Annotated in this window: 21 protein-coding genes; 4 read left to right on the top strand and 17 right to left on the bottom strand. The window is 58.3% G+C overall.

The genetic code is table 11. The features are described 5' to 3' along the window. Nucleotides 1-76: 76 nt before the first annotated feature. The 4 genes from asd to leuC form a co-directional block, all read right to left on the bottom strand. Nucleotides 77-1,192 carry an aspartate-semialdehyde dehydrogenase gene (asd, locus tag G7W63_RS14970; RefSeq protein ID WP_166259825.1) on the bottom strand — a complete coding sequence of 372 codons (1,116 nt, stop codon included), beginning with the start codon at nt 1,190-1,192 and terminating at the stop codon, nt 77-79. A gap of 142 nt (nt 1,193-1,334) precedes the next feature. Then, nucleotides 1,335-2,408, bottom strand: a complete 1,074-nt coding sequence (gene leuB / locus G7W63_RS14965) for a 3-isopropylmalate dehydrogenase (protein ID WP_166259821.1) — start codon at nt 2,406-2,408, stop codon at nt 1,335-1,337. A 58-nt stretch (nt 2,409-2,466) separates the two neighbouring features. Further along, a complete protein-coding gene (gene leuD / locus G7W63_RS14960) occupies nt 2,467-3,114 on the bottom strand; it encodes a 3-isopropylmalate dehydratase small subunit (RefSeq protein WP_166259818.1) in 648 nt (215 codons plus the stop codon). Nucleotides 3,115-3,134: 20 nt separating this feature from the next. Next, nucleotides 3,135-4,553, bottom strand: coding sequence for a 3-isopropylmalate dehydratase large subunit (gene leuC, locus G7W63_RS14955; RefSeq protein ID WP_166259815.1), 1,419 nt, complete (start codon nt 4,551-4,553; stop codon nt 3,135-3,137). Between the two features lie 136 nt (nt 4,554-4,689). Here leuC and G7W63_RS14950 point away from each other — a divergent pair, with 136 nt between their 5' ends. Further along, nucleotides 4,690-5,556 carry a LysR family transcriptional regulator gene (locus G7W63_RS14950; protein ID WP_166259812.1) on the top strand — a complete coding sequence of 289 codons (867 nt, stop codon included), beginning with the start codon at nt 4,690-4,692 and terminating at the stop codon, nt 5,554-5,556. 8 nt (nt 5,557-5,564) lie between these two features. Here the strand turns inward: G7W63_RS14950 and G7W63_RS14945 are convergent, their stop codons facing one another. The 10 genes from G7W63_RS14945 to G7W63_RS14900 all read right to left on the bottom strand — a co-directional run bounded on the left by G7W63_RS14945 (nt 5,565) and on the right by G7W63_RS14900 (nt 16,673). Continuing rightward, complete coding sequence (locus tag G7W63_RS14945; protein ID WP_242634447.1) at nt 5,565-6,650, bottom strand: MFS transporter; 1,086 nt, start codon at nt 6,648-6,650, stop codon at nt 5,565-5,567. An 80-nt stretch (nt 6,651-6,730) separates the two neighbouring features. After that, entirely contained in the window at nt 6,731-7,834 is a 1,104-nt protein-coding gene (aroC, locus tag G7W63_RS14940; RefSeq protein ID WP_166259809.1) for a chorismate synthase, read from the bottom strand. 33 nt (nt 7,835-7,867) lie between these two features. Further along, on the bottom strand, nt 7,868-8,776 hold the full coding sequence (gene prmB, locus G7W63_RS14935) for a 50S ribosomal protein L3 N(5)-glutamine methyltransferase (RefSeq protein ID WP_166259806.1): 909 nt from the start codon (nt 8,774-8,776) through the stop codon (nt 7,868-7,870). A 163-nt stretch (nt 8,777-8,939) separates the two neighbouring features. Then, nucleotides 8,940-10,028, bottom strand: coding sequence for a patatin-like phospholipase family protein (locus G7W63_RS14930; protein ID WP_166260240.1), 1,089 nt, complete (start codon nt 10,026-10,028; stop codon nt 8,940-8,942). Between the two features lie 171 nt (nt 10,029-10,199). Further along, complete coding sequence (locus G7W63_RS14925) at nt 10,200-11,102, bottom strand: DUF4892 domain-containing protein (RefSeq protein ID WP_166259803.1); 903 nt, start codon at nt 11,100-11,102, stop codon at nt 10,200-10,202. Continuing rightward, the gene (locus tag G7W63_RS14920; protein WP_166259800.1) at nt 11,092-12,003 is read right to left on the bottom strand and encodes an alpha/beta fold hydrolase; all 912 of its coding nucleotides are present in this window, start codon (nt 12,001-12,003) and stop codon (nt 11,092-11,094) included. The genes G7W63_RS14925 and G7W63_RS14920 overlap by 11 nt, the downstream gene beginning before the upstream one ends. Nucleotides 12,004-12,019: 16 nt before the next feature. Beyond that, complete coding sequence (locus G7W63_RS14915) at nt 12,020-12,370, bottom strand: PilZ domain-containing protein (protein ID WP_166259798.1); 351 nt, start codon at nt 12,368-12,370, stop codon at nt 12,020-12,022. A gap of 104 nt (nt 12,371-12,474) precedes the next feature. Beyond that, nucleotides 12,475-13,479, bottom strand: coding sequence for a DNA polymerase III subunit delta' (gene holB, locus G7W63_RS14910; protein WP_166260237.1), 1,005 nt, complete (start codon nt 13,477-13,479; stop codon nt 12,475-12,477). 90 nt (nt 13,480-13,569) lie between these two features. Then, complete coding sequence (locus G7W63_RS14905; protein ID WP_166259795.1) at nt 13,570-15,651, bottom strand: transglutaminase TgpA family protein; 2,082 nt, start codon at nt 15,649-15,651, stop codon at nt 13,570-13,572. Beyond that, a complete protein-coding gene (locus tag G7W63_RS14900; protein WP_166259793.1) occupies nt 15,648-16,673 on the bottom strand; it encodes a DUF58 domain-containing protein in 1,026 nt (341 codons plus the stop codon). Before G7W63_RS14900 ends, G7W63_RS14905 begins: the two co-directional genes overlap by 4 nt. A 158-nt stretch (nt 16,674-16,831) precedes the next feature. Between G7W63_RS14900 and G7W63_RS14895 the strand changes: the two genes are divergently transcribed. Then, the gene (locus G7W63_RS14895; RefSeq protein ID WP_166259790.1) at nt 16,832-17,446 is read left to right on the top strand and encodes a hypothetical protein; all 615 of its coding nucleotides are present in this window, start codon (nt 16,832-16,834) and stop codon (nt 17,444-17,446) included. Between the two features lie 287 nt (nt 17,447-17,733). Here G7W63_RS14895 and G7W63_RS14890 read toward each other — a convergent pair whose 3' ends face one another. Together G7W63_RS14890 and G7W63_RS14885 are read right to left on the bottom strand one after the other, a co-directional pair. Then, complete coding sequence (locus G7W63_RS14890) at nt 17,734-18,564, bottom strand: DUF6160 family protein (protein ID WP_166259787.1); 831 nt, start codon at nt 18,562-18,564, stop codon at nt 17,734-17,736. Nucleotides 18,565-18,733: 169 nt separating this feature from the next. Further along, nucleotides 18,734-19,294, bottom strand: coding sequence for a hypothetical protein (locus G7W63_RS14885; protein ID WP_242634437.1), 561 nt, complete (start codon nt 19,292-19,294; stop codon nt 18,734-18,736). Between the two features lie 150 nt (nt 19,295-19,444). Here G7W63_RS14885 and G7W63_RS14880 point away from each other — a divergent pair, with 150 nt between their 5' ends. Further along, nucleotides 19,445-20,770 carry an anthranilate synthase component I family protein gene (locus tag G7W63_RS14880; RefSeq protein ID WP_242634436.1) on the top strand — a complete coding sequence of 442 codons (1,326 nt, stop codon included), beginning with the start codon at nt 19,445-19,447 and terminating at the stop codon, nt 20,768-20,770. Nucleotides 20,771-20,852: 82 nt separating this feature from the next. Here G7W63_RS14880 and thrH read toward each other — a convergent pair whose 3' ends face one another. Then, entirely contained in the window at nt 20,853-21,461 is a 609-nt protein-coding gene (gene thrH, locus G7W63_RS14875; RefSeq protein WP_166259784.1) for a bifunctional phosphoserine phosphatase/homoserine phosphotransferase ThrH, read from the bottom strand. Nucleotides 21,462-21,609: 148 nt separating this feature from the next. Between thrH and G7W63_RS14870 the strand changes: the two genes are divergently transcribed. Beyond that, nucleotides 21,610-22,383 carry a phosphoadenylyl-sulfate reductase gene (locus G7W63_RS14870; protein ID WP_278185425.1) on the top strand — a complete coding sequence of 258 codons (774 nt, stop codon included), beginning with the start codon at nt 21,610-21,612 and terminating at the stop codon, nt 22,381-22,383. Nucleotides 22,384-22,399: the final 16 nt, after the last annotated feature.

The following is a 22,399-nucleotide window of genomic DNA, read 5'->3' as shown; positions in this document are numbered from 1 at the left end:
AGGGGCGGAAGCTGAAAACAGCTGCCGCCCCCCAGCCGGCCTTCAAAAACCGGACACAGTTGGCAATAAAGGCGGATTACCGTTCGACCAGAATCCTCAGCATACGGCGCAAGGGCTCGGCCGCGCCCCAGAGCAACTGGTCGCCTACCGTAAACGCCGAAATATACTCGGGGCCCATGGCCAGTTTACGGATACGACCTATGGGGACGCTCAGCGTTCCGGTGACTTTGGCCGGTGTCAGCTCCTGCATGGTGGCTTCGCGATCGTTGGGAACGACTTTAACCCAGTCATTGCCACCCGCAAGAATGGATTCAATTTCAGCTATCGGCAGATCTTTGCGCAACTTGATAGTCAGTGCCTGACTATGGCTTCGCATTGCGCCGACGCGCACACAGATACCGTCGATTGGGATAGGATTGCCGCTGCGACCCATAATCTTGTTGGCTTCACTTTGGGCTTTCCACTCTTCCTTGCTCTGCCCATTTTCAAGTTGTTTATCGATGAACGGGATCAGGCTGCCTGCCAGTGGAACATCGAAATGCTCGGTCGGGAAACTGGCTGAGCGCATGGTTTCCGTAACCTGACGGTCAATCTGCAGAATGGCGGACCCCGGGTCAGCCAGCAGATCAGCCACACTGTCCTGCAAGGCGCCCATCTGCATGAGCAGTTCCCGCATATTCTTGGCACCTGAGCCCGAAGCTGCCTGATAGGTCATGGGGGACACCCACTCGATCAGGTCCTTCTCCAGCAAGCCGCCCAGCGCCAGCATCATCAGGCTTACGGTACAGTTACCGCCAATGAAGTCCTTGACGTCATTATCCAGGGCCTCGTCAATAACCTTCCGGTTAACCGGATCGAGCACGATCACCGAGTGATCCGCCATGCGCAGGGTCGAGGCCGCATCAATCCAGTAGCCTTTCCAGCCGGCTTCCCGGAGTTTCGGGTAGACTTCACCGGTGTAGTCGCCACCCTGGCAGGTGACAATCACGTCCAGCTCCTGCAGGGCGTCCAGGTCAAAGGCGTTCTTGAGTGCGGGTACATCGCCCCTGCCCACGTCCGGAGCGGCCTGACCGGCCTGGGAAGTGGAGAAAAATACGGGACTGATCCCGGCGAAATCGTTTTCTTCCTGCATACGCTGCATGAGGACAGACCCCACCATGCCGCGCCAGCCTATTAGTCCAACTCGCTTCATGCGACTTTTGAACCTCATTTTATGCCCGCCCTGAACCTTTGTCGCCGGTTCCGGACAGGAGGGTTTATCCCGCGACAACTGCATCGTGTTGCCGTCGAGTTTCGAAGGTTTTAGCAAGCCCGGTCGTTTGCCGGACTGCAGTTTAAAGAGCGGCCAGCACTGCCTCGCCCATTTCTGCCGTAGAGACACGGCGACCATCGGGCGACATGATATCGGCGGTCCGCAGCCCCTGGTCAAGCACCCTGCTTACAGCAGCCTCTATTGCGAGGGCAGCGTCTTCAGCGTTCAGGCTGTATCGCAACATCATTGCAGCAGACAGGATGGTCGCAAGGGGATTGGCAATGCCCTGCCCGGCGATATCCGGTGCCGAGCCATGACAGGGCTCAAACATACCCTGCTTTTCTGCGTTCATGGACGCCGACGGAAGCATACCGATGGAACCGGTCAGCATGGCCGCTTCGTCGGATAGAATATCACCAAACATGTTTCCGGTCACAATCACATCAAACTGCTTGGGCGCTCGAACAAGCTGCATGGCCGCGTTATCCACGTACATATGCGTGAGCTCCACATCGGGGTACTCCTGCGCCAGCTCGTTCATCACCTCGCGCCACAACACCGTCACTTCCAGCACGTTGGCCTTGTCTACCGAGCACAGCTTGCCGTTACGTTGTTGCGCCGCTTCGAACGCTACCCTGCCAATACGCCGGATCTCCGACTCGCTGTAAATATAGGTGTTGAAACCCTGGCGATCGCCGTTTTCAAGGGTGCGGACGCCTCTGGGCTGGCCGAAGTAGATACCCCCGGTGAGTTCCCGGACGATCAGAATGTCGAGCCCCGATACTACCTCCGGTTTCAGGGAAGACGCTGAGGCAAGCTGGGGATAAAGGATCGCCGGACGCAGATTGGCAAAGAGTTGCAGCCCAGAGCGCAAGCCAAGCAGGCCTTTCTCCGGCCGCAGCTCCATCTTCAGGTTATCCCACTTGGGACTGCCGACAGCGCCAAGGAGAATGGCATCCACTTTCTGGGCGCGCTCCATGGTTTCGTCGGGCAAGGGCCCGCCCGTGGCGTCTATGGCAGCGCCTCCGACCAGGCCAGACTCGAAGCTCAGGCCAAGATTGAATTTTTCGTTGACCTTGCGGAGCACTTTCTCCGCCTCGGTCACGATTTCAGGACCGATGCCGTCACCTGGCAGAAGAAGAACTGACTGACTCATTGGGGTTTCCTTTACTTGAACGTGTGCCTTTGGTTAAACAGGTACCCGGGCCCTGGTGTCAGGCGGGAGAATTGAACAGCCAGGGCGCCGTCTGCCGGCGCCTGTCCTCGTACGACTGAATGACATCGCCATCTTCCAGCGTAACGCCGATGTCATCCAGACCGTTGAGCAGGCAATGTCTGCGGAAATCGTCGACCTCGAACCCAAACGATTCGCCGGAAGGGGTCGTGACCGTCTTGGCCTCCAGGTCTACAGCAAGCTCATAGCCCTCCGATTCTTCGGCTTCCTTAAACAAGTGGTCGCCAATATCTTCTTCAAGAACAATAGGTAGAAGACCATTCTTAAAGCAGTTGTTATAGAATATATCGGCAAAACTGGGCGCGATTATGACTCTGAAGCCATAGTCGTCCAGCGCCCAGGGCGCATGCTCCCGACTCGAGCCACAACCAAAGTTACGCCTTGCCAGCAATACACTGGCACCGGCATAACGGGGCTGGTTGAGCACGAAATCCGGATTGATCGGACGCTTTGAGCAGTCTTGGTCCGGCTGGCCTTCGTCCAGATACCGAAGCTCATCAAACAGGTTCGGGCCGAAACCAGTTCGCTTGATGGACTTCAGAAACTGTTTTGGAATGATCATGTCGGTATCGACATTTGACCGGTCCATGGGCGCTACCCGGCCCTTATGGGTTTTCATCGCTCTCATACTATTCTCCTCGAGGCCAATCAGCGGGTCAGTTGAGTGACATCGGTAAAGTGACCGGCTATTGCCGCAGCCGCTGCCATTGCCGGGCTGACCAGATGAGTCCGGCCCCCGAACCCCTGGCGGCCCTCGAAATTACGGTTTGAAGTGGAGGCGCAATGCTCACCCTGACCGAGCTTGTCGGCGTTCATGGCCAGACACATGGAGCAGCCAGGGTCGCGCCATTCAAGGCCAGCCTCAATGAAGATCTTGTCCAGCCCTTCCTGCTCGGCCTGGGCCTTTACCAGGCCTGACCCCGGCACCACCATGGCCTGCTTCAGCGTAGTGGACACCTTCTTGCCTTTGACCACCGCTGCTGCTTCCCGCAGGTCCTCGATCCGGGAATTGGTGCAGGAGCCGATAAAAATGCGGTCCAGCCGGATCTCGGAGATGGGCATATTGGGCTTCAGGCCCATGTACTTCAACGCCCGGACAATACCTTCACGCTTGATCGGATCCTCTTCACGATCCGGATCCGGAACCGTGCCATCAACACCCACCACCATTTCCGGGGATGTGCCCCAGGTCACCTGTGGCTTAATGTCGGCGGCGTCCAGTTCAACAACCTTGTCAAACACCGCGTCGTGATCGCTATGAAGCGTGCGCCAGTGAGCCACCGCCTGATCCCATTGCTCGCCTTTAGGCGAGAATGGACGCCCACGCACGTAATCAATGGTCTTGTCGTCTACCGCCACCATGCCAACCCGGGCACCGGCCTCGATAGCCATGTTACAGATAGTCATGCGGGCTTCCATGGACAGATCGCGGATGGCTTCGCCGCCGAACTCTATTGCACACCCGGTACCACCGGCGGTGCCGATACGACCAATAATGGCGAGCACGACATCCTTACCGGTAATGCCCGGCGCCAGCTTACCGTCCACCTTCACCAGCATGTTTTTCATTTTCTGCTGGACCAGGCACTGGGTCGCCAGCACGTGCTCGACTTCCGACGTGCCTATACCGTGGGCAAGGGTGCCGAAGGCCCCGTGGGTGGAGGTGTGGGAGTCACCGCAGACGATGGTCATGCCCGGCAGGGTCGCTCCCTGCTCCGGACCAATAACATGCACAATCCCCTGGCGCTGGTCCTTGATCTTGAATTCCAGAATGCCGAACTCATCGCAGTTGCTGTCCAGGGTTTCCACCTGAATCCGTGAGACCGGGTCCACAATGCCGTCGACACCACGGGCGCGGTCTGTGGTGGGCACGTTGTGGTCCGGTGTGGCCAGGTTGGCATCAAGACGCCACGGCTTGCGATTGGCAAGGCGCAGACCCTCGAAGGCCTGGGGAGAGGTAACCTCGTGGAGCAGGTGACGGTCGATGTAAATCAGGGCCGAACCGTCGTCCCGCTGTTTGACCACATGGTCGTCCCATAACTTGTCGTATAACGTCTTACCTGCCATAACAGCCTCCAGTGGCGCAGTACTAAAAACCAGTCACATGATAGCGCCGCCAAAGACATAACCGCAATTCATGTCTATTATAAATACCATTCCATATGGGAATGCTTTTTCCAACCACTGTCAACAAGGCTGAGACATGGATACCCAGGCTCTGGAAGCCTTTATCGCCGTCGTGGACGAAGGATCCTTCTCACAAGCCGCTGCGTCACTTGAGCTGACCCAGCCCGCGATAAGCAAGCGCGTGGCCGCCCTTGAAAATGAATTGGGCGGGCCGATAATCGACCGGTCCCAGCGCAAGCTGGGGCTGACCGACGCAGGCGCCCGACTGCTGCCCCATGCACGACGCATCCTTGATGAAATCCATAATGCAAGATTGGCGTTGTCCATGGGCAACGGAGACGTCAGGGGCTATTTGTCAGTGATCGCAAGTCACCACATCGGCCTTCATCATCTGCCAGCCTGGCTCAGACGGCTAAACCGGGATTATCCGGAGGTAAGCCTCGGTCTTCAGTTCATGGACTCGGAGAGTGCCTTCGACCGGATGCGCAAACGCAGTGCAGAACTTGCGTTTGTGACATTGAACGACGCCATGGACAGAAGTTTCCAGGTGCATGCCCGCTGGGATGACCCCATGGCCTTTGTGGTGGGCAAGGGCCACCCACTGGCCCAACAGCCGCACCCCAGCCTTGCTCATCTTGCCGGCTTCAGCGCGCTCTTGCCTGACCCAGGCACCGCCACCTACCGGGCGATCAGTCGTCTTTTTCTGGAAGCGGACCTCACCTTACGACCAGAAATGCCCACCAACTACATGGAAACCCTCAAGATGATGACCAGTGTAGGGCTGGGTTGGAGTGTGCTACCCCTGCGCATGGTTGACGATTCACTGACCGAGCTGGCGATACCGGCCCAGGTTTCCCGGGTACTGGGTGCCGTTGGGCTCAGGGGCCGGCTGCTCTCACGACCCGCCCAGGCCCTGGTGGACATCGTGGAGGAGCTACGCTAGCCGTCGACTCAGGCCGGCCGGGGTGGTGGTCGTAGCCAGCACCAGGCCACCACAAACGCCACCGCCATGGCTCCGGCACTGGCCCAGAAGGCCGGCGGCGTTCCGTAAGCGTCTACAATAAAACCCGACATCCACGCCCCCACCGCACCGCCGGCACCAAAGGTCAGGCCGCTGTAAAGCGCCTGACCCTGGCCGTGGTGCTGCTCGCCAAAATAGCCATGAATGTAGTGCACGGATATCGCGTGCAGGGCGCCGTACGAAGCTGCGTGCAGGCACTGGGCGATAATCAGCAGAACCAGGACGGAGGAGACCTCCGCTATCATGCCCCAGCGCAGCAACGTCAGCGCCACAGCAGTCAGCGCGATCTGACGGACGGTAAACCGGCGCAGCAGACGGTGCATGAAGATGAAGAGAATGATTTCCGCAAACACCCCGAGGGACCAGAGCAGCCCGATGGCCAGCTTGTCATAGCCGAGCTTTTCCAGATGAATGCTGAAGAAGGTGTAGTAAGCCCCATGGGAGACCTGCAGCAGGATGTTCATCGCAAAAAAAGCCAGCACGGATGGGTCAGCCACGATGGCTTTCAGGCTCCCCCGCACCCGTTTAGGACGGGTGGTGGCTGTTTCGGCAGGAATCAGCAGAGTTGAAATGGCAATGCCGGCGAACAGCGGTAGTAATAACCAGGGCAAGGTGGTCAGCGGCAACAGGTCCAGCAGCCAGCCAATCCCCGCCACGGAGACAATGAAACCCACCGAACCCCAGAGCCGGACACGGCCATAGCGTTCCCGGTCCCGGCCCATGCCCTGCAGGGTTATCACCTCATACAGAGGAAGTATGGCGTTCCAGAAGAAGGTGAAGGCGAGCATGACCAGCAGCAGGCCGTAAAACCCCGTATCCAGAAAAACCCCGAGGAAACACAGGGCCCCGGCCACAGCGCCAAGCCGCACTAGTTGCACCCGGCGGCCGGTGCGGTCTCCTATCCAGCCCCACAGGTTGGGCGCAACCACCTTGGTAAGCTGGATAGTCGCCATCAACGTGGCTATCTGGAGGTAACTGAAGCCCCTTGCTTCAAGGTAAAGGGACCAATAAGGCAGGAGCGCACCCAGCAGCGCGAAAAACCAGAAGTAGAGATTGGAAAGTCGCCAGTAGATAAACGTTACCTGCGGTGTGAGGGTTAACGGTTACGGTTCGTCTCTATATCCGGCGTGGTCACAACCACATCTCCGTTCTGTCCCCGATGACGCAGGTAATGATCCATCAGTACCAGCGCCATCATGGCTTCAGCAATGGGGGTAGCCCGGATGCCCACACAGGGGTCGTGGCGACCGGTGGTGATCACTTCCACAGGCTCACCGCTGGCATTGATGCTCCGCCCCGGCAGGCGCAGACTGGACGTCGGCTTGAGTGCGATACTGGCCAGTATCGGTTGGCCTGAGGAGATGCCGCCCAGGACACCACCGGCGTGGTTTGACAGAAAGCCGTCCGGCGTAAGCTCATCCCGGTGCTCGGTGCCCTTCTGGGCTACGCAGCCAAAGCCTGCACCGATTTCAACACCTTTGACCGCGTTGATGCTCATCAGGGCGTGGGCCAGGTCTGCATCAAGCCGGTCAAAAACCGGCTCGCCCAGGCCCGGAGGCACATTGTCGGCCACGACGTTGATTCTCGCACCAACAGAATTGCCCTCTTTTCTCAGGGCGTCCATGTAGTTTTCTAGTTCAGGCACCTTTGCCGCGTCGGGGCAGAAAAAGGGATTCTGGTGGACCTGATCCCAGTCCAGGTTCTCAATTACAACAGGGCCCAATTGCGCCAGGTAACCGCGAATGCGGATACCCAGGCGTTCCGACAGGTACTTCCGGGCCACCGCGCCGGCTGCGACCCGCATGGCGGTCTCCCGGGCCGACGACCTGCCGCCGCCCCGGTAATCCCGCACGCCGTACTTGTGCATATAAGTGTAATCAGCGTGGGCAGGCCGGAACTGGTCGGAGATTTTGGAGTAGTCTTTCGAGCGCTGATCGGTGTTCTCGATCACCATGCCAATGGGTGTGCCAGTGGTTTTGCCTTCAAAAACCCCAGAGAGAATACGGACCTCATCCGCTTCCCGACGCTGGGTGGTATGCCTGGACGTGCCTGGCTTGCGGCGGTCAAGATCCCCCTGCAGGTCTGCCTCAGACAGCTCAAGCCCCGGAGGACAACCGTCAATGATGCAACCCAGGGCAGCGCCGTGGCTCTCGCCAAAGGTCGTCACTGTGAACAATTTTCCGAAACTGTTTCCAGACATAATCAATATCTTATATAGGTTGGTTAAAGTCTTTTAAATGTTTCTGTGGCGTTGCCATTCAACAAGGTCTGCCGCACGGAGCAGGAACACGCCATCACCACCGTGCTCGAATTCCAGCCAGATAAATGGCAACTCAGGATAGGCCTCGACCAGCGCCGGCCAGCTGTTGCCTACCTCAACAATCAACAGTCCCCCCGGCGCCAGATGATCGGCTGCCTGTTCCAGAATGCGATGGGCGATCTCAAGCCCGTCCGGACCGGCCGCCAGGCCAAGCACAGGCTCATGATGGAACTCAGCCGGCATATCCGCCAGATCCTCGGCATCTACATAAGGCGGGTTGCTCAGGATAAGATCAAATCGCCCGTCAATACTCTCGAACACATCCGACCTGACGGTGGAGACGCGGTCTTCAAGTTCGTGCATCACAATGTTGCCCTGGGCCACCTCCAGTGCATCACCGGATATGTCCGACAGCACCACTTCTGCTTCCTGGAAAACAGAAGCCGCACCAATGCCAATGCAGCCACTACCGGTACACAGATCGAGTATGCGGTAAACCTCGTGGTCACCAAGCCACGGCTGAACCCCTGCCTGTAAAAGCTCTCCCAGAGGCGAGCGAGGTACCAGCACCCGCTCATCTACCTGAAACGGCATACCCATGAACCAGGCCTCGCCAAGAAGATAGGCCAGCGGTGTGCGATCATGAATACGACGTTCAAGACGATCCAGGATCACCTTGCGCTCTTCCCGGGTCAGCCTTGCATCCAGGAACAGCGTATTATTTTCCAGCGGCAGATTAAGGCTGCGCATCACCAGCAGCACCGCCTCATCCCACACATTGTCCGTGCCGTGACCGTAGAAAAGCTCTGAGCCGGCGAATCGGGTCGAGGCGTACCGCAGCAAGTCACGGATGGTGATCAGGTCTTCAATGGGCTGGGTCAAACCGTATCCTCTGTATCGGGTAGCTGTAACGTTGAACTCGTCGCCTGGCCCTCGCCTATATGGTCCGAAGCACCGGAATTATACGCCCATCAGCCAGTATTCTGCAGCGGCGATTCATTCCGCAGCCCGGTTACCGGCGACCTAAGACCTCCCCGAAGTCAATTCAGATTGCGAGAGGCCCAGAGCTGCTTTCGTGGTTCTCGTAGCGATCGAGGGCAGTGGTCATGCGCTGGCGCCCGAGCTGAATCAGTTCCGGCGCCTTATGATAATCGTAGGTACGGCATGCATTTTTTGGCACGTTAACAAGCAAATCAGGAGGATACCCGGCAATCTTGTACTGAACCAGAGCACTCTGCATGGTCTCGATGGTCAGGTTCATGATGTCAAATTTCCCCAGCCCAAGCCGGTCCCAGGCGATGGTTTCGGCTTCCTCTTGCTCTTTACGATCCGCACCGGCCTGTTTGAGCGCCGCTTTCTCGGCTTCCTTTTCGCGAACAGCTTTGGCCATCCTGTGCTCGGGCGCATCGCCATCCATTTCATCTTCAAGGGGCCGGCCCTGGTCCCGACGGTTCACGAATGAGCGCACCAGGTCCCAGTCCAGCCAGCGTGACGCCTTGTCGCGCATCCTTTCCAGCCACTCCTCAAGATCGCTGTCTTCTTCAGGGGCGAAAAAAGCATCGGGCAACCTCTGGCGACGGTCGTCTTCACCGCTGAGGTTAACGGCTACGATCAGGTCTGCATGGGAGGAGATTGTGGGAATGATTGGCAGCGGATTGAGGGAGGCGCCATCGACCAGAACCCGCCCGTTGAGCACCACGGGGGTAACAACACCGGGAATCGCAACAGAGGCCCGAATTGCCTGATGCAGGGGGCCTTCCTGGAACCAGATTTCCTTGTGGCCCAGCAGATCAGTGGCCACGGCGGTGTACGCAAATGGCAGCTCCTCGATCCGGATATCGCCGATCATCTCCCGTACCACGGAGAATATTTTCTCTCCCCGGATAGCGCCGGGCGTCGCCAGCGAGAGGTCAAGCAGCCGCAGAACATCAAACTGACCAAGGCCCGTCACCCAGTCCTTGTAGTCTTGCATCTTGCCGGCCGCAAAAACACCGCCAATGAGCGCCCCCATGGAGCAGCCTGAAATGGCGATGATGTCGTAACCACGCTCCACCAGCACTTCGATGGCGCCGATATGGGCATAGCCCCGAGCGCCACCAGAGCCGAGTGTGAGAGCAACCGTTGGTTTGCGGATGGGAGCGACAGGGCCTGAAGCCTTCGCCGCCGGGCCCGGGTTTTTTCCTGCACCCTGGGGCTCGGCGGTTTTACCGGGCTCCTTCGGCGGCCCGGCAGCACCCCCTTTACTTGTGTTCTTGCTCACCCGCTCTACGCTCCTTGTGTAGCCACGGTCCCGGTAAACACAGGGTCATTCCGGGCTGGTGACAACTTTCAGTTCAATCCGGTTACCACTGCGGGAAGGCACGTCAAAAGCAACGGCGGGACCGATAATAATCGGCATGATCTGTGAATCGCTGACCCCGCTTTTGCCCAATAGAACGGCCATGGACTGGGCCGCTTCCCTGGCGCGGTTCATGGCGCTGTCGAGGGTTTCGGACTCCTCAAGTTCGGTATAGCTGTTGACCAGCACCTTCGTGCCCGGCTCCTGCGCCCACTCCCTGACCTGACGCCGGTTGTTGGCGCTGTAATCGAACTGGAAGGTCACCCCGCCGGTCCAGGGAATAATGATAGGGCCCAGAATCCTGGTGGAACCTGCCGTGAAACCGGGCAGCGCTTCGCTGCTTTCCGTGGTCAGTTGCTCAACCCAGACGTACTCCCGCATGTTGCCCCGCGTCACGGTATACACAAGCACGACCTTTACCTCGCCATCCATGTTCTGGTAAGCGGCGGCTACGTAATCCTGGTCGGTATCCCGGCCATAGAGCCGGGCTTCGTTGAAAATCTGGTTGGCCCAGACGTTGCTGCGACCGCAGGCCCGGCCTTCGCAACGATACAGAACTATGGCGTTCCGGGCCGCCAGTTCGTCCAGATAATACTGTCGCGCCTGCTTACGGCTGGCGTCCGGTTCTACCTGCAGCAGCTGACCCTCACCTTCGACGGGTAGGCGCACGATAGAGTCGGACCGGATCTGATCATTTATTTCCCGCACTGCGCTCAGCAGAATCCGGTGGCCGGACGACACAATGGGCACGGTTTTCTCAACGGTCGCCTTGGGATAGGGAGGAATATCCTCCGCCATAACCCCCGGGCTGGCCCATAGCGCCATAAACAAGGCAAGCAGCTGGACAATGGTGATTCGCTTAATGATCATGAATTAGAAAGCCTCTGACTGCATCAGCCACCGGACGGGTGTCGCCGTCCAGATGACAGTGGTGGGATCCTGGCACCACCACTTCGGTAAGTGATGGTACAGCATCAATACGACCCTGCCAGCGTTCGCGATTACCCAACAGGCCCTTGTCGGCACGGATCAGCATGGTCTCTGCACGCACGCCTCGTAAAAACGCCATCGCCTGCTCTTCGGTATACATCATCAGGGAGGGGTGCCGGAGTCGCGGGTCCGTGCGCCATTCAACACCGTTCTTGCCGGTGACCAGGTTCCTGGCCACCAACTGCTCGGCCGCCTCTGCCGACAATGGGCTCAATCCCCCTGCCCTTGCCACTGCGGCTGCCTCCAGGGAGTCATAGCCGATGCTGTTGCCGGAACCTGACAACCGTTTCTGAATGCCACGTCGTAACTGCCCGACCGCATCTGCATTATCCTTGCTGATCGGCCCGAGGCTGTCGATCACTACAAGCCGACGGACCTTTTCAGGAAAAGCCGCGGCATAAAGCACCATCACTATGCCGCCCAGGGAGTGCCCCACCAGATCGACCGGCTGGCTGAATGTGCTTTCGATCATTTCGGCCAGGTCCGCCACATACTCGCCAAGCAGGTAGCTCTGTCCTGCCGGCCTGTGCCCGGAATGACCATGGCCGGCCATGTCCAGGGCATAGACTTCGGCATGCTGGTTCAGCTCCGGTGCCAGCCTGACGAATGACAGGCAGTTGTCCAGCCAGCCATGCAGCATGACGATAGCCGGCGTCTCTGGCTGCGGTGACCGGGCAGGCCAATGGATGCCAGCCAGCGTCAGGTTCTTCAGGGGCCAACGGGTTTCACGATACTGGGGCTTGCCATCAACCATTGGCGCCTCAACCAGATAGTCATTCATGGAGCGGAGAAATGCCTTACATGGTGTGGGTGGGGCGATCGGAACTCAGTGCTCCTGCGAGGTAGGACTCAATCTTGTTCTTGGCTGACTCGTCGTCGCCGTTAAACTGTACCCCGATGCCGGCAGCACGGTTTCCCTGGGCACCTTTGGGGGTAATCCAGATCACCTTGCCAGCCACGGGGAGCTTCTCCGGCTCGTCCATCAGGTTCAGCAGCAGGAACACCTCGTCCCCCAACTGATACTGCTTCTGCGTCGGGATAAAAAGCCCGCCCTGGCGGATGTAGGGCATATAGGCCGCGTACAGAACGGCTTTGTCTTTAATGGTCAGGGTCAGAATGCCACTGCGTGCGCCGAAACCAGGCCCCATAGCTACTTCCTTCCGTAAGGCTGTTGTCAGTTTTACTATCGGTCAATCATAGCAGGCATGAACAAAGAACGCCCAGCCCTCCAGACGCCAATTCGCGGTATTGGTTAGCTGACCCGGCGCTTTCTGGCAGGCATGAGTCCGAGCCATTGGATCAATAATCGCTCGGCTTCAAGCTCCGGATTGGCGTTGTACACCTGCGCCGACCGTGCCTCCCGGATGGCATCAAGCAGCTCATGGGCACGCCAGGACGGATTGCTGCCAGCCAGGAAGCCCAGCATATCAGCCGCCTCGGTGTCGCGGCCCTGGCCTCCGGCGCTGATCCTCGCCATGTCCGAGGCCCAGAGCTCCATCAGCCAGAGGGTGGCTTCGGGGCCCAGGGTCTTGAATGGTTTGGCGGCTTCCGACACGGACACTTCTGATTTCATGAAGCGACGGAATGTTGACAAAGCCTCTTCCCGAAGCGTGACGTACTCCCCCGCCAGAAACTCCAGTGCCAGCCGGGGCGCAAAGCGGGCCATTGTGAGCGCCTGGGACCTCTGGGCGGCGCTGGCAGTGACCTCCACCTCCGCTTCTGCAAGCTCGGCATCCAGCCATCGGGTCGCGGCCTCCGGCCCGGGTGTTGGCAGTACCAGTGACTGGCACCGTGACCGCAGGGTCGGAAGTACGGGTCGACCAGTTTCCTGGAGCAGGATCAGGATGGAATCCGCGGTCGGCTCCTCAAGGGTCTTCAACAGCGCGTTGCCAGCATTTATGTTGAGCTGGTCAGCCCGGTCGATCACGATGATCTTGCGCCGGGCAACCTGGGGCGATGCCACCGCAAAACCTGACAGCGCCCGCACCTGATCCACCTTGATCATGCGGGATTTTTCCGGGGCGTAAAACCTCACGTCAGGGTGGGAGTCGGCAGCTACCAGCTTGCATTGCTTGCAGCCGCCACAAGGGAGTAAATCCGGGCCCTGGGGCTGCTCGCAAACCAGTTTGTGGGCCAGGGCTTCGGCAAACAGGCGCTTGCCCACGCCCCGCTCACCACCCACAAGCAGTGCGTGGGGTAACTGCCCGGCATGAACACGGGTGTTAACGGAGGCCCAGGCAGCAGAATGCCAGGTCATCGCTTGGTAGGACTGTTGCACGAACGCGTTACCTCATTAAGGCTGATTCCCGGAACGGGAATCGACACAAGCTCCGGGCCACCTGCCGGTTCACCTTGAGCCGCCAGGCCGGGATTTTATCGCATGCCTTGTCGCGGGTATAAGTTGTTTCAGGGCGCGGCGGTCGGCAGGGGTCATATCGCCGGCTCCATAGTAATGCTTGTTCACCAGGGCGGCAAAGGCATGAAGCAGTTTTCTGGCCTGGGGATACTGCCCCGAGGCGCGCCGGGCCAACTGCTCGGGCGTTTCACCGGTGACAGGTTTGACACCGTGGCGGCGAAGCAGGCGTTGCCAGCGGTCCACAGACCTTCGCACCGGATCAGACGGCCTTCCCCTGTGTTGGCGGGCCGCCGTCACCTGGGCTGCTACCAGCAAAGCGGTGGCAATAAGTCCGGCCGTGACATAGCCCAACTCCCGCAGGGTCAGGTTACCTGGCAGGCGCGACATCAGATTCATCTGTGACTGACCCTGATAGCCAACCACCCAGCGAGTCCATTGGTAATTCAGCATGTCCAGCCGAAGGCTCGCCCACTGGATCAGCTCGATGTCCCCGTAACGCTGGGGCGATGCCCAGTCGTCCTCCAGGAACGACCCTTCCTCTGCGACGGCGTCGCGAAGTCCGGATTCGATCCGCTCCGGCGAAATGGCTGCCGTCGGGTCGACCCGCACCCAACCTGATCCGGACAACCAGACTTCCACCCAGGCGTGAGCGTCATACTGGCGTACAATCAGGTATTCGTCGCCCGCCCCGGTCGAGCCACCCTGGTAACCCACCACCACCCGGGCCGGGATACCGGCAGCGCGCAGGAAAAAGGTCATGGCGCCAGCATAGTGGGCACAGAACCCGCGCCTTACATCGAACAGGAGCGCGTCGATGCCATCCTCGGGCATGGTCGGCGGTCTTAAGGTGTAGAAATAGGCATCGGTCTTCAAACGCTGCAGGAACCGGTTGGCCAGCTCAAGCGGCTTATCCATTTCGCTTGCCCACTGCCGGGCCAGGGCCCGTGTGCGGGGGTTACCCTTAATCGGCAGCTGCAGATACTGGCGGTGCTCTGAAGGAGAGAGCACCGGTTGAACAGATGCAACGCCCTCAGGGCTGTCTTCAAAAGCCAGCCGATACCGGACTGCGGTATCCGCGGGACGGCGCAAGCGAAATAGATCCCCATCCATTGAGACCAGGTTGCCCGAAACCGCCATTGAACCATCAAGGGCGAAGGCCCAACGCTGATTGGTGGCTTCCAGAAGGACATCGTATTCATCATCTTCCAAAGCGCCGATACCTCCGTCGATATTGACCATGCCCGCCCGCTCGAACGGCTGCCTCAGGCCCTGCACCCAGGTTTCCCCCTCGAGCTGATCAAGCACCAGGCCGCGCCAGTAGCGGTCCCGGTGGGATGGTATCTTGCCCCCGAAAGTAACCCGGAAGGCCCGCTCACTGCTTTGTGCCAGATCGGAAATGGACCCCGGTGTCATGGTGTCACTGATGCCGGTCCTGGCCTGGTTGGAAACCAGCGGTACACTCCAGAGCGGCGGCATGCGCGGGAAGAAAACGAACAGGAGCACAACAATGGGCAGGGTTTTCAACAGCATCACTCCGAGCCTTCGCCAGCTGGCCCATGTTGCACCCTTTAACCGGGGCGCATTGAGAACCTGAAGCCCGATGAAGAGAAACGTGACACCTGTGAGATTAAGCAGTGCCCATCCAATGTCCTGCTGGAACAGGAAATTGACCGTTGCCAGATATACCAGAATAAAAAACAGCACATAGAAGTCGCGGGCGGTTCGGGTTTCTAGCCATTTCAGCCCTACTGCCAGAACAAAAAAAGAGGAGGCTGTATCCACCGAGAAACGGCCCTTGACGGTTGCCACATAGACCGCAATGGCGGCGGCCATGATCGCCAGGCGTATCAAACGACCGGGCAGACGAACCCGGCCGAGTTGTGCCAGCCACCGCCAACTGGCGAGCACGATACACAGGGCAAGCAGCCACCAGGGCAAGCGGTCCCATTGCGGCGTGACCAGGATCGCAAAGGCCAGCATCAGCCACAGCAGAGCCCGGGACGACAGCTTTTCAGGGTAGCCCTTTGCTGATGGCCCTGCTGGAGCGGCACCTGCCAGTTCCCGGCGCCTCATACCGCAGCCCGTGCCGACTGAGCGGACGGAAGATGGGAGGCATCAGCGGTTCCAGGCTGGTGAATCCCGAACAGCGCAAGGGCCCTTAGACACCGGCGCAGGTGGAGCTCGCCGCTGTCCGGCTCGATCACCTGCCCCGGCAACCTGAGGCCAAAGACCTGGCCGGCGGTATCCCGCTCCAGTACCTGGGCGGTGAGGTAGCTCAGGCGAAGCTCGGCCTCTGCCCCAGGAAAAGCACTGAAGTCAAGCCAGTGGGGGCTGCCCTGGTCGCCTTCCCATTTGGCGATGACCATTTCCCCGGTGCGGGCATAACGCTTCCACAGCACCCGCTGGATCATGTCACCGGCGCGCCATGGCCGTATTTCGGCATGGTCATGACCGAAGGCCGCCCTAAGCTGGGCCGACTCATCGCCCTCCCCTATGTCGGTCATCGTTAAGGGTGGCGTTATCGGTCGCGGATAGACCAGCCCCTGACCTTCCGGGCGCATCCAGGACCAGGCTTTCAGCAGACCGAACGGGAAGCCGGTTTCCACCCGCAGGCGGTCAATTCCCTGCAGTCCCCGCCTGGGGGCAGGCACCAGAACGGTGAGGTCGTCGGTGTCGCCCTCCATAAAGGTCAGCGTATCGATGGTACGACGGGCAACACCTGAGCTTGCGGGTAACGTAAAGGCGATGGCGATGGCGTCGTCTCTTGGGCTGGAGCCGCGCAGGACAAAAGGAATCTCATCCCCGGCGAACCCTTCTCCTGGCTGCACCAGGGTCAGCTCAAAACCTGCCAGGTTCCGGTGGGTCTGGTGCATGGCCGCCACAAACACAGCCCCCAGCAGGAAAGTCAGCAGGTAGATCAGACTGTTCTGGTAGTTGATACCGGTTATCAGCATGATCACCAGCAATACGGTAAAGACCACACCTGCTCCGGAAGGCAGGATAAAAATATTGCGCTGGTGAAAGCGCTGGCTGTCGCTGCGGGGTATCCGCTGGCTTACCCAGCGGTTCCAGCGAGCTTTTAAACCTGATGTCATGCTTTGAATCCGAATCCTGACGGGCCAGCAACGTTAAGATGACCCTGTAAACGCCGCCGGTCACAAAATCACCAGAAACACCTTGAATTACCAGCGTCCTGACCAAATACTCTACCAGAGAAATCTATTTCTGCACTGCCCGCTATGAGAGGCTCGTCATGATTCGTCGCAACGCCCTGTATCTCGCCCTGACCAGCGTCATGGCCCTACCTGTCCAGGCCGGCGTTGAATCATTGACATCGGAAGAAATGGTCGACACCTACGTTAGAGACTCGGCCATCATTATTGTGCCGCGGGACCAACAGAAACCCCAGCAGGAACGCCAGCGGGTGATTCGCTCCCTGACCATTTCCCCCGGCGAACCGGCGATCCAGGAATCCGAGGAGCAGGCTTACCTGAACGCCCTGCGGCAATATGAAGAGCTGGGTAAAGATGAGGCTCTGGAGCGGGCCCGGGAAGAATTCCTGCGCCGCGCCCTGTTCCTGCCCCAGGAAGAACTGGCAAGAGCCCAGCCCCCGGCCAACTTCCAGCCAACGGTTTCGCCCATCATCTTCGGCCAGCAGGCAGAAATCCCGGACGAGCCATTCAGCCAGACCTTCCTGAACGACCAGCTTGGCATCGCGTTTGACGGTCAGAACGTAAATTTTTCCATCGGCAACCCGCCGGGTATTGACCGTATCAATGTGCCTCAGGCCATTAACGAGGGGCCTATCCAGTTAACGCCAAGGCCCGGTGGTGGCTTTGATCTGTCTATTGCGGTGCCAGACCGGTAACGGTTTCGTTTACACAGAAACCGGCTCTGGAGGGGGCCGGTTTTTTATTGGGCTACTCGTCGGAATAGGTACGCCAACCGAAAGCGACATACCGCTCTCAAGTGAACACATTCAGCTTGCCGCCCATTCCCAGACCTGGCCCACCTGTCAATCAGGACCTGAGACTAAGTGCGATTCAGCTCAAAAGACTCGTTCCTCGGCGGGCCGCACCGCCTTATCATTTTTAAGCTACAAAAAAAGCGCCCCGCTAGGCGGGGCGCTTCTTAACACTTAAGCTGAAACCAGGATTAGTGGCCGTAGATCAGCATTTCAGTGTTGGTGACGGACAGGTTGTCCACCTGGAAGGAACCGATGGAAGCTCCACCGATCTCAACCGCGCCAACTACGATGTCAGCATTGAAGCTTGGGATGGAAACAGCCAGAGCGTCGTTACCAGCAGAGTTAACACCCTTGCCAACGGTAATGGTTGCGAACGCGTAGGCGTTTGACAGAGTAGCTGGATCGGCTGGATCAACCGCACCACCAGTTTCAAGGAAGCCAGCACCCATGACCGCCATGTCACGAACATTCACACCAAGGAAGTCGATGTCCATGTCCATCTGGGTCACGTTGAAGCCCACGTTCATGATCAGGTTATCAGTAGCGGTATCAACACGAATGTTCAGCTGCGCCAAGGCACCTTCAATACCGATGTTGCTGGCCAGCAGGGTGCTGTCGCCTGAACCGTCGGTTGAGTTCAGGGAAGCTGAACCAACACCAACGGCGTAGTCGATCGGAGCACCGGAGATGCTGTGAACGTCGATAACGGCGTCGCCGTCAGCTTCGATGTCGATGTCGATCTGCAGGTCATCCAGCAGGCCGCTGACGCCAGTTACAACGCCGGAACCGTCACGCTCAACAGTGCCGCCACCAATGTAGATGTCGTTCACTGCCAGGTAACCTTCGTCAGTGTAGCGGAACTCGCCGATGCTGACTTCGGTTTCCAGTTCGATGGTCACACCCGCCTGGCCGGTAACGTTACCCATAGAGGTGTCGTCGAGGGCTTTCAGGTCTGCGTGAGCAGCGAATGGCATTGCAGCAACTGCAGTTGCAAGAGCAATTTTCTTCAGGCCTTTCATTTTGTTCTCCTTAACGGATTCCATTGTTTTTATGCATGTGCAGATGTTTTGTTGTACTGCTTTTGTGTCTGCTTTTGTGTCTGCACGGTTAAAGAGTACGTCAGTGGGGCCTGACTATTCCGTGATCACATTCACACTCCTCAATAATCTAATTGTCCAACAATTTAGACTATTGATCAGCCTCTTCCCCAGATTTCTCCTCGGTCTTGAAAATGGATGGCTCCATATCCACAACTACGGGCTCACCGAACCGGGGCTCGCCGTCTTTCATGGTATAGGGGGTCAGCTGGGCGAAGGTCAGACCGAAAATATGCTCCATTTCGGCAACCAGTACCTTATCTGCCTCGGATTCCTGATTGGGGTTGTCTGCAACATATACCAGCGTGGTTGCCCCGACCTTGCCCTTGCCCACCAGGACCCGAAGGCTACGGCGAACCACTTCCAGTGCGAGTTCCGCTGGCATCTCCTCGGCCTGCTTCAGCCGCACCACCTTGACGTTGTCGCCGGTATCCGTCACCACAGCGAATGGCTTGACACCGCCCGTCAGCACCATGCGGTCAGAGGTATTCTCGATGACCTTTTCATACATTCTTTCAAACTGCTTCTGCGCCATTTCTTTCACTTCGGCCTCCGTATCCGATGAATCCTGTTGCGCATGCAGCCCTGTGGACATACCGAAAACCGCCAGAAAAAGGCCCAGAAAAGTGAAGTGACGAAGTGTTGCCAACATAAAACGAACTCCCGAGTTTCAGTTTTTATAAGAATATTCTGGCCAGGTACTTTAACGGCCACTGTGGATAGCCATGTATGCGAGCACCGCCAATACGTTACTATTACCGTCTGATTGTCGCCATTCAACGAACTGTCATGGACATCCCTTTTGGCCGATACCATGGAGCAGCTTTCGCTGCCAGCTGAGCTAGTTTCCTCCTTTATAGTCTGTCTGAGCCGTCAGCCCGGCTTTGTTCAGTTCACCGGACGCCCGGGTTCCGAGCAACGCTATTCCGCCTGGCCGCGGCAGCGCTGGTGTTTACCTGCCGATCGCGCCGGGTTTGAAGCGACCATTGCCGAGATCCAGCGTGCCCATGACGCCACCGGTTTATGTCCGGACGGTGGCGCGATCGCAGGGGTGATTGGCTACGAAGCGGGGCGCCATACCCAGCCAGGATTCGAGACCGGGCGTCAGGCACTTCCACATGGCCTCGGCTATGTGGGGCACTACCTCTGGCAACTGACCATCGGCGGCATCGCAGACCCCGGGGCGGCACGACTGGTGTTTCACCCGTTGTGTCCGCAAGCCACCCGCCTCCAGGTCAAAGGGCTGATCAATCAGATCCGGCTGGATGATCCGGAGATTCCCGGTTTTTACCTAACCGCTCCCTTTTCAGAAGAGCACTCTGCCCACCACTACCAGACCGGCGTGGCGCGAGTACTTGATCTAATCTCAGCCGGGGATTGCTATCAAGTAAACCTGTCACAGAAATTTACAACCGGTTACTGCGGCCACCCGTTTTCTGCTTTTCAGGCTCTCATCGAGGCCATCCCGGTACCTCACAGTGCTTATATTGACGCGGGGGACTTCCAGGTGCTGAGCATTTCGCCGGAAATGTTCCTCGATATAGACAACGGAGCCGTCACCAGCAAGCCCATTAAAGGCACCCGACCGCGGGATGCGGGCGACCCGACCGCGGACCTGGCTCTGGCGGAAGAACTGAAGGCGAACCCGAAAGACCGGGCGGAAAATCTGATGATCGTCGACCTGATCCGCAACGACCTGGCCCACTTCTGCCAACCTTTCAGCATCAAGGTGCCCAAACTCTTCGAAATTGAAAGCTACCGGAATGTGCATCAGCTGGTCAGTACGGTTACTGGCCAGCTAAACCCAGAGGTTTCTCCGCTAACGGCTCTTTTATCCGCTTTTCCCGGCGGCTCCATTACCGGCGCGCCCAAGAAGCGGGCCATGGAAATAATAGAAGAGCTGGAAGACCACCAGCGTGGGCCCTATTGCGGGAGTGTCTTCTGGTGGGATTACCAGAACAGCCTGGAAAGCAACATTGCCATCCGCACACTGATGACAGACGCCTCAGGCGGCATTCATTGCTGGGCTGGCTGCGGCATCGTGGCTGATTCGGATCCGCGGGAAGAATATGACGAGTCTGTGACCAAGGTACGGCGACTGATGGACACGCTGGAATCCAAGGAATAGCTGTTAGCAAGTCGACAGAGCCCTGGCCCCGGGCGCTTTCCTGCTCGGGGCTTACGAGTTTTGCAGGGCTTCGGCCCGGGACCTAAAAGCGATTGCTGAGCTCCAGGAATTTTGCCTTCAGGTCTTCAAAGGTATGAACAGCCGGGAACTGGGGGAACTCGTCAATGACGTTCTGGGGCGCGTGGAACAGGATGCCCGCTTCCGCCTGCTTCAGCATGGTGGTGTCGTTGTAGGAGTCGCCAGCGGCAATCACCCGGTAATTAAGCAACTGAAACGCCCGGACCGCCTGGCGCTTGGGATCCCGCTGACGGATCAGGTAATCGGTGATCCGCCCTTCCTCATTAACTTCCAGCTTGTGACACAGCAGCGTCGGGTGGCCCAGCTTGGCCATCAGCGGCATGGCAAACTCATAGAAGGTGTCGGAAAGAATGACCACCTGGAAACGCTCCCTGAGCCAGTCCAGAAATTCGCTGGCGCCTTCCAGCGGGTCCAGCTCACCGATCACTTCCTGGATCGCCGGCAGGCCATAGCCATGCTCATCCAGTAACCGGAGCCGTTGCTGCATCAGCACATCGTAGTCCGGGATATCCCGTGTGGTGGCCTTGAGGGCATCAATACCGGTTTTCTCCGCAAATGCGATCCATATTTCCGGGATCAATACTCCTTCCAGGTCAAGGCATGCGAGTTCCACGGACATCTCCTGCTAACGGTTGGTGATTCAAGAGCGCGTATAATAGAAAAAACCGGCACAGAATGCATTGCGGATCTGCCCCGCGGGGGTGAACTCAGGGTCAGATATAAGCATATAGGTGCTTCTTCCTTCAGACTCGCTGTCTGCAATGGTAGATTTGACCCAAATTTCAAAGGAAGCAGTTTTTTCCATGAACGAATTACAGCAACTGAACCAGGACCTGAGTGACAAGTCGCCCCGCGCCATACTCAAGGCCGCCCTTGCCCGGCACGACAACATTGCCATCTCCTTCAGCGGAGCGGAAGATGTGGCCCTGATCGAACTGGCCCACAAGCTGACGGACAACCTGCAGGTGTTCACCCTGGACACCGGGCGGCTCCATGCCGAAACCTATGACTTCATCGAGCGGGTCCGCAAGCACTACGGCATCACTATCGAGATTATGGCGCCGGATACTGCCGAACTGCAGTACCTGGTCAGTCGGAAGGGTCTGTTCAGTTTCTATGAGGATGGGCATTCCGAGTGCTGTGGTGTGCGCAAGATCGGTCCGCTTCGCCGTAAACTGGCCACCGTGGATGCCTGGATTACCGGCCAGCGCAAGGAACAGAGCCCAGCGACGCGAAACGATGTACCCGTTGTTCAGCGGGACGATGCGTTCTCCACGGATGAGCGCACCCTGGTCAAGTACAACCCACTGGCGAACTGGAGTTCTAAAGACGTCTGGGACTACATCCGCATGAGTGAGGCGCCCTACAATACCCTTCACGAGAAAGGCTACGTCAGCATTGGCTGTCAGCCCTGCACCCGCCCCATACTGCCGGGCCAGCACGAGCGTGAAGGCCGCTGGTGGTGGGAGGAGTCGACCAAGAAAGAGTGTGGTCTCCATGCTGGCAATGTAATTGCAAGCACTGATCTTTCATAATCCAAAAACCGGGGTC

This window comes from Marinobacter salicampi, from assembly GCF_011074795.1.
Lineage (GTDB): Bacteria > Pseudomonadota > Gammaproteobacteria > Pseudomonadales > Oleiphilaceae > Marinobacter > Marinobacter salicampi.
Note: the sequence above shows the minus strand (reverse complement) of the source record. Positions and strands in the feature narration are given on the sequence as shown.

Coding starts and splice junctions, on each gene's coding strand:
- aroC (WP_166259809.1), bottom strand. CDS start 7,834: ATGTCTGGAAACAGTTTCGGAAAATTGTTCACAGTGACGACCTTTGGC.
- G7W63_RS14895 (WP_166259790.1), top strand. CDS start 16,832: ATGATTCGTCGCAACGCCCTGTATCTCGCCCTGACCAGCGTCATGGCC.
- leuD (WP_166259818.1), bottom strand. CDS start 3,114: ATGAGAGCGATGAAAACCCATAAGGGCCGGGTAGCGCCCATGGACCGG.
- leuB (WP_166259821.1), bottom strand. CDS start 2,408: ATGAGTCAGTCAGTTCTTCTTCTGCCAGGTGACGGCATCGGTCCTGAA.
- G7W63_RS14890 (WP_166259787.1), bottom strand. CDS start 18,564: ATGAAAGGCCTGAAGAAAATTGCTCTTGCAACTGCAGTTGCTGCAATG.
- asd (WP_166259825.1), bottom strand. CDS start 1,192: ATGAAGCGAGTTGGACTAATAGGCTGGCGCGGCATGGTGGGGTCTGTC.
- G7W63_RS14900 (WP_166259793.1), bottom strand. CDS start 16,673: ATGACATCAGGTTTAAAAGCTCGCTGGAACCGCTGGGTAAGCCAGCGG.
- G7W63_RS14950 (WP_166259812.1), top strand. CDS start 4,690: ATGGATACCCAGGCTCTGGAAGCCTTTATCGCCGTCGTGGACGAAGGA.
- G7W63_RS14885 (WP_242634437.1), bottom strand. CDS start 19,294: ATGTTGGCAACACTTCGTCACTTCACTTTTCTGGGCCTTTTTCTGGCG.
- G7W63_RS14870 (WP_278185425.1), top strand. CDS start 21,610: ATGGTAGATTTGACCCAAATTTCAAAGGAAGCAGTTTTTTCCATGAAC.
- holB (WP_166260237.1), bottom strand. CDS start 13,479: ATGACCTGGCATTCTGCTGCCTGGGCCTCCGTTAACACCCGTGTTCAT.
- leuC (WP_166259815.1), bottom strand. CDS start 4,553: ATGGCAGGTAAGACGTTATACGACAAGTTATGGGACGACCATGTGGTC.
- G7W63_RS14920 (WP_166259800.1), bottom strand. CDS start 12,003: ATGAATGACTATCTGGTTGAGGCGCCAATGGTTGATGGCAAGCCCCAG.
- G7W63_RS14925 (WP_166259803.1), bottom strand. CDS start 11,102: ATGATCATTAAGCGAATCACCATTGTCCAGCTGCTTGCCTTGTTTATG.
- G7W63_RS14905 (WP_166259795.1), bottom strand. CDS start 15,651: ATGAGGCGCCGGGAACTGGCAGGTGCCGCTCCAGCAGGGCCATCAGCA.
- G7W63_RS14915 (WP_166259798.1), bottom strand. CDS start 12,370: ATGGGGCCTGGTTTCGGCGCACGCAGTGGCATTCTGACCCTGACCATT.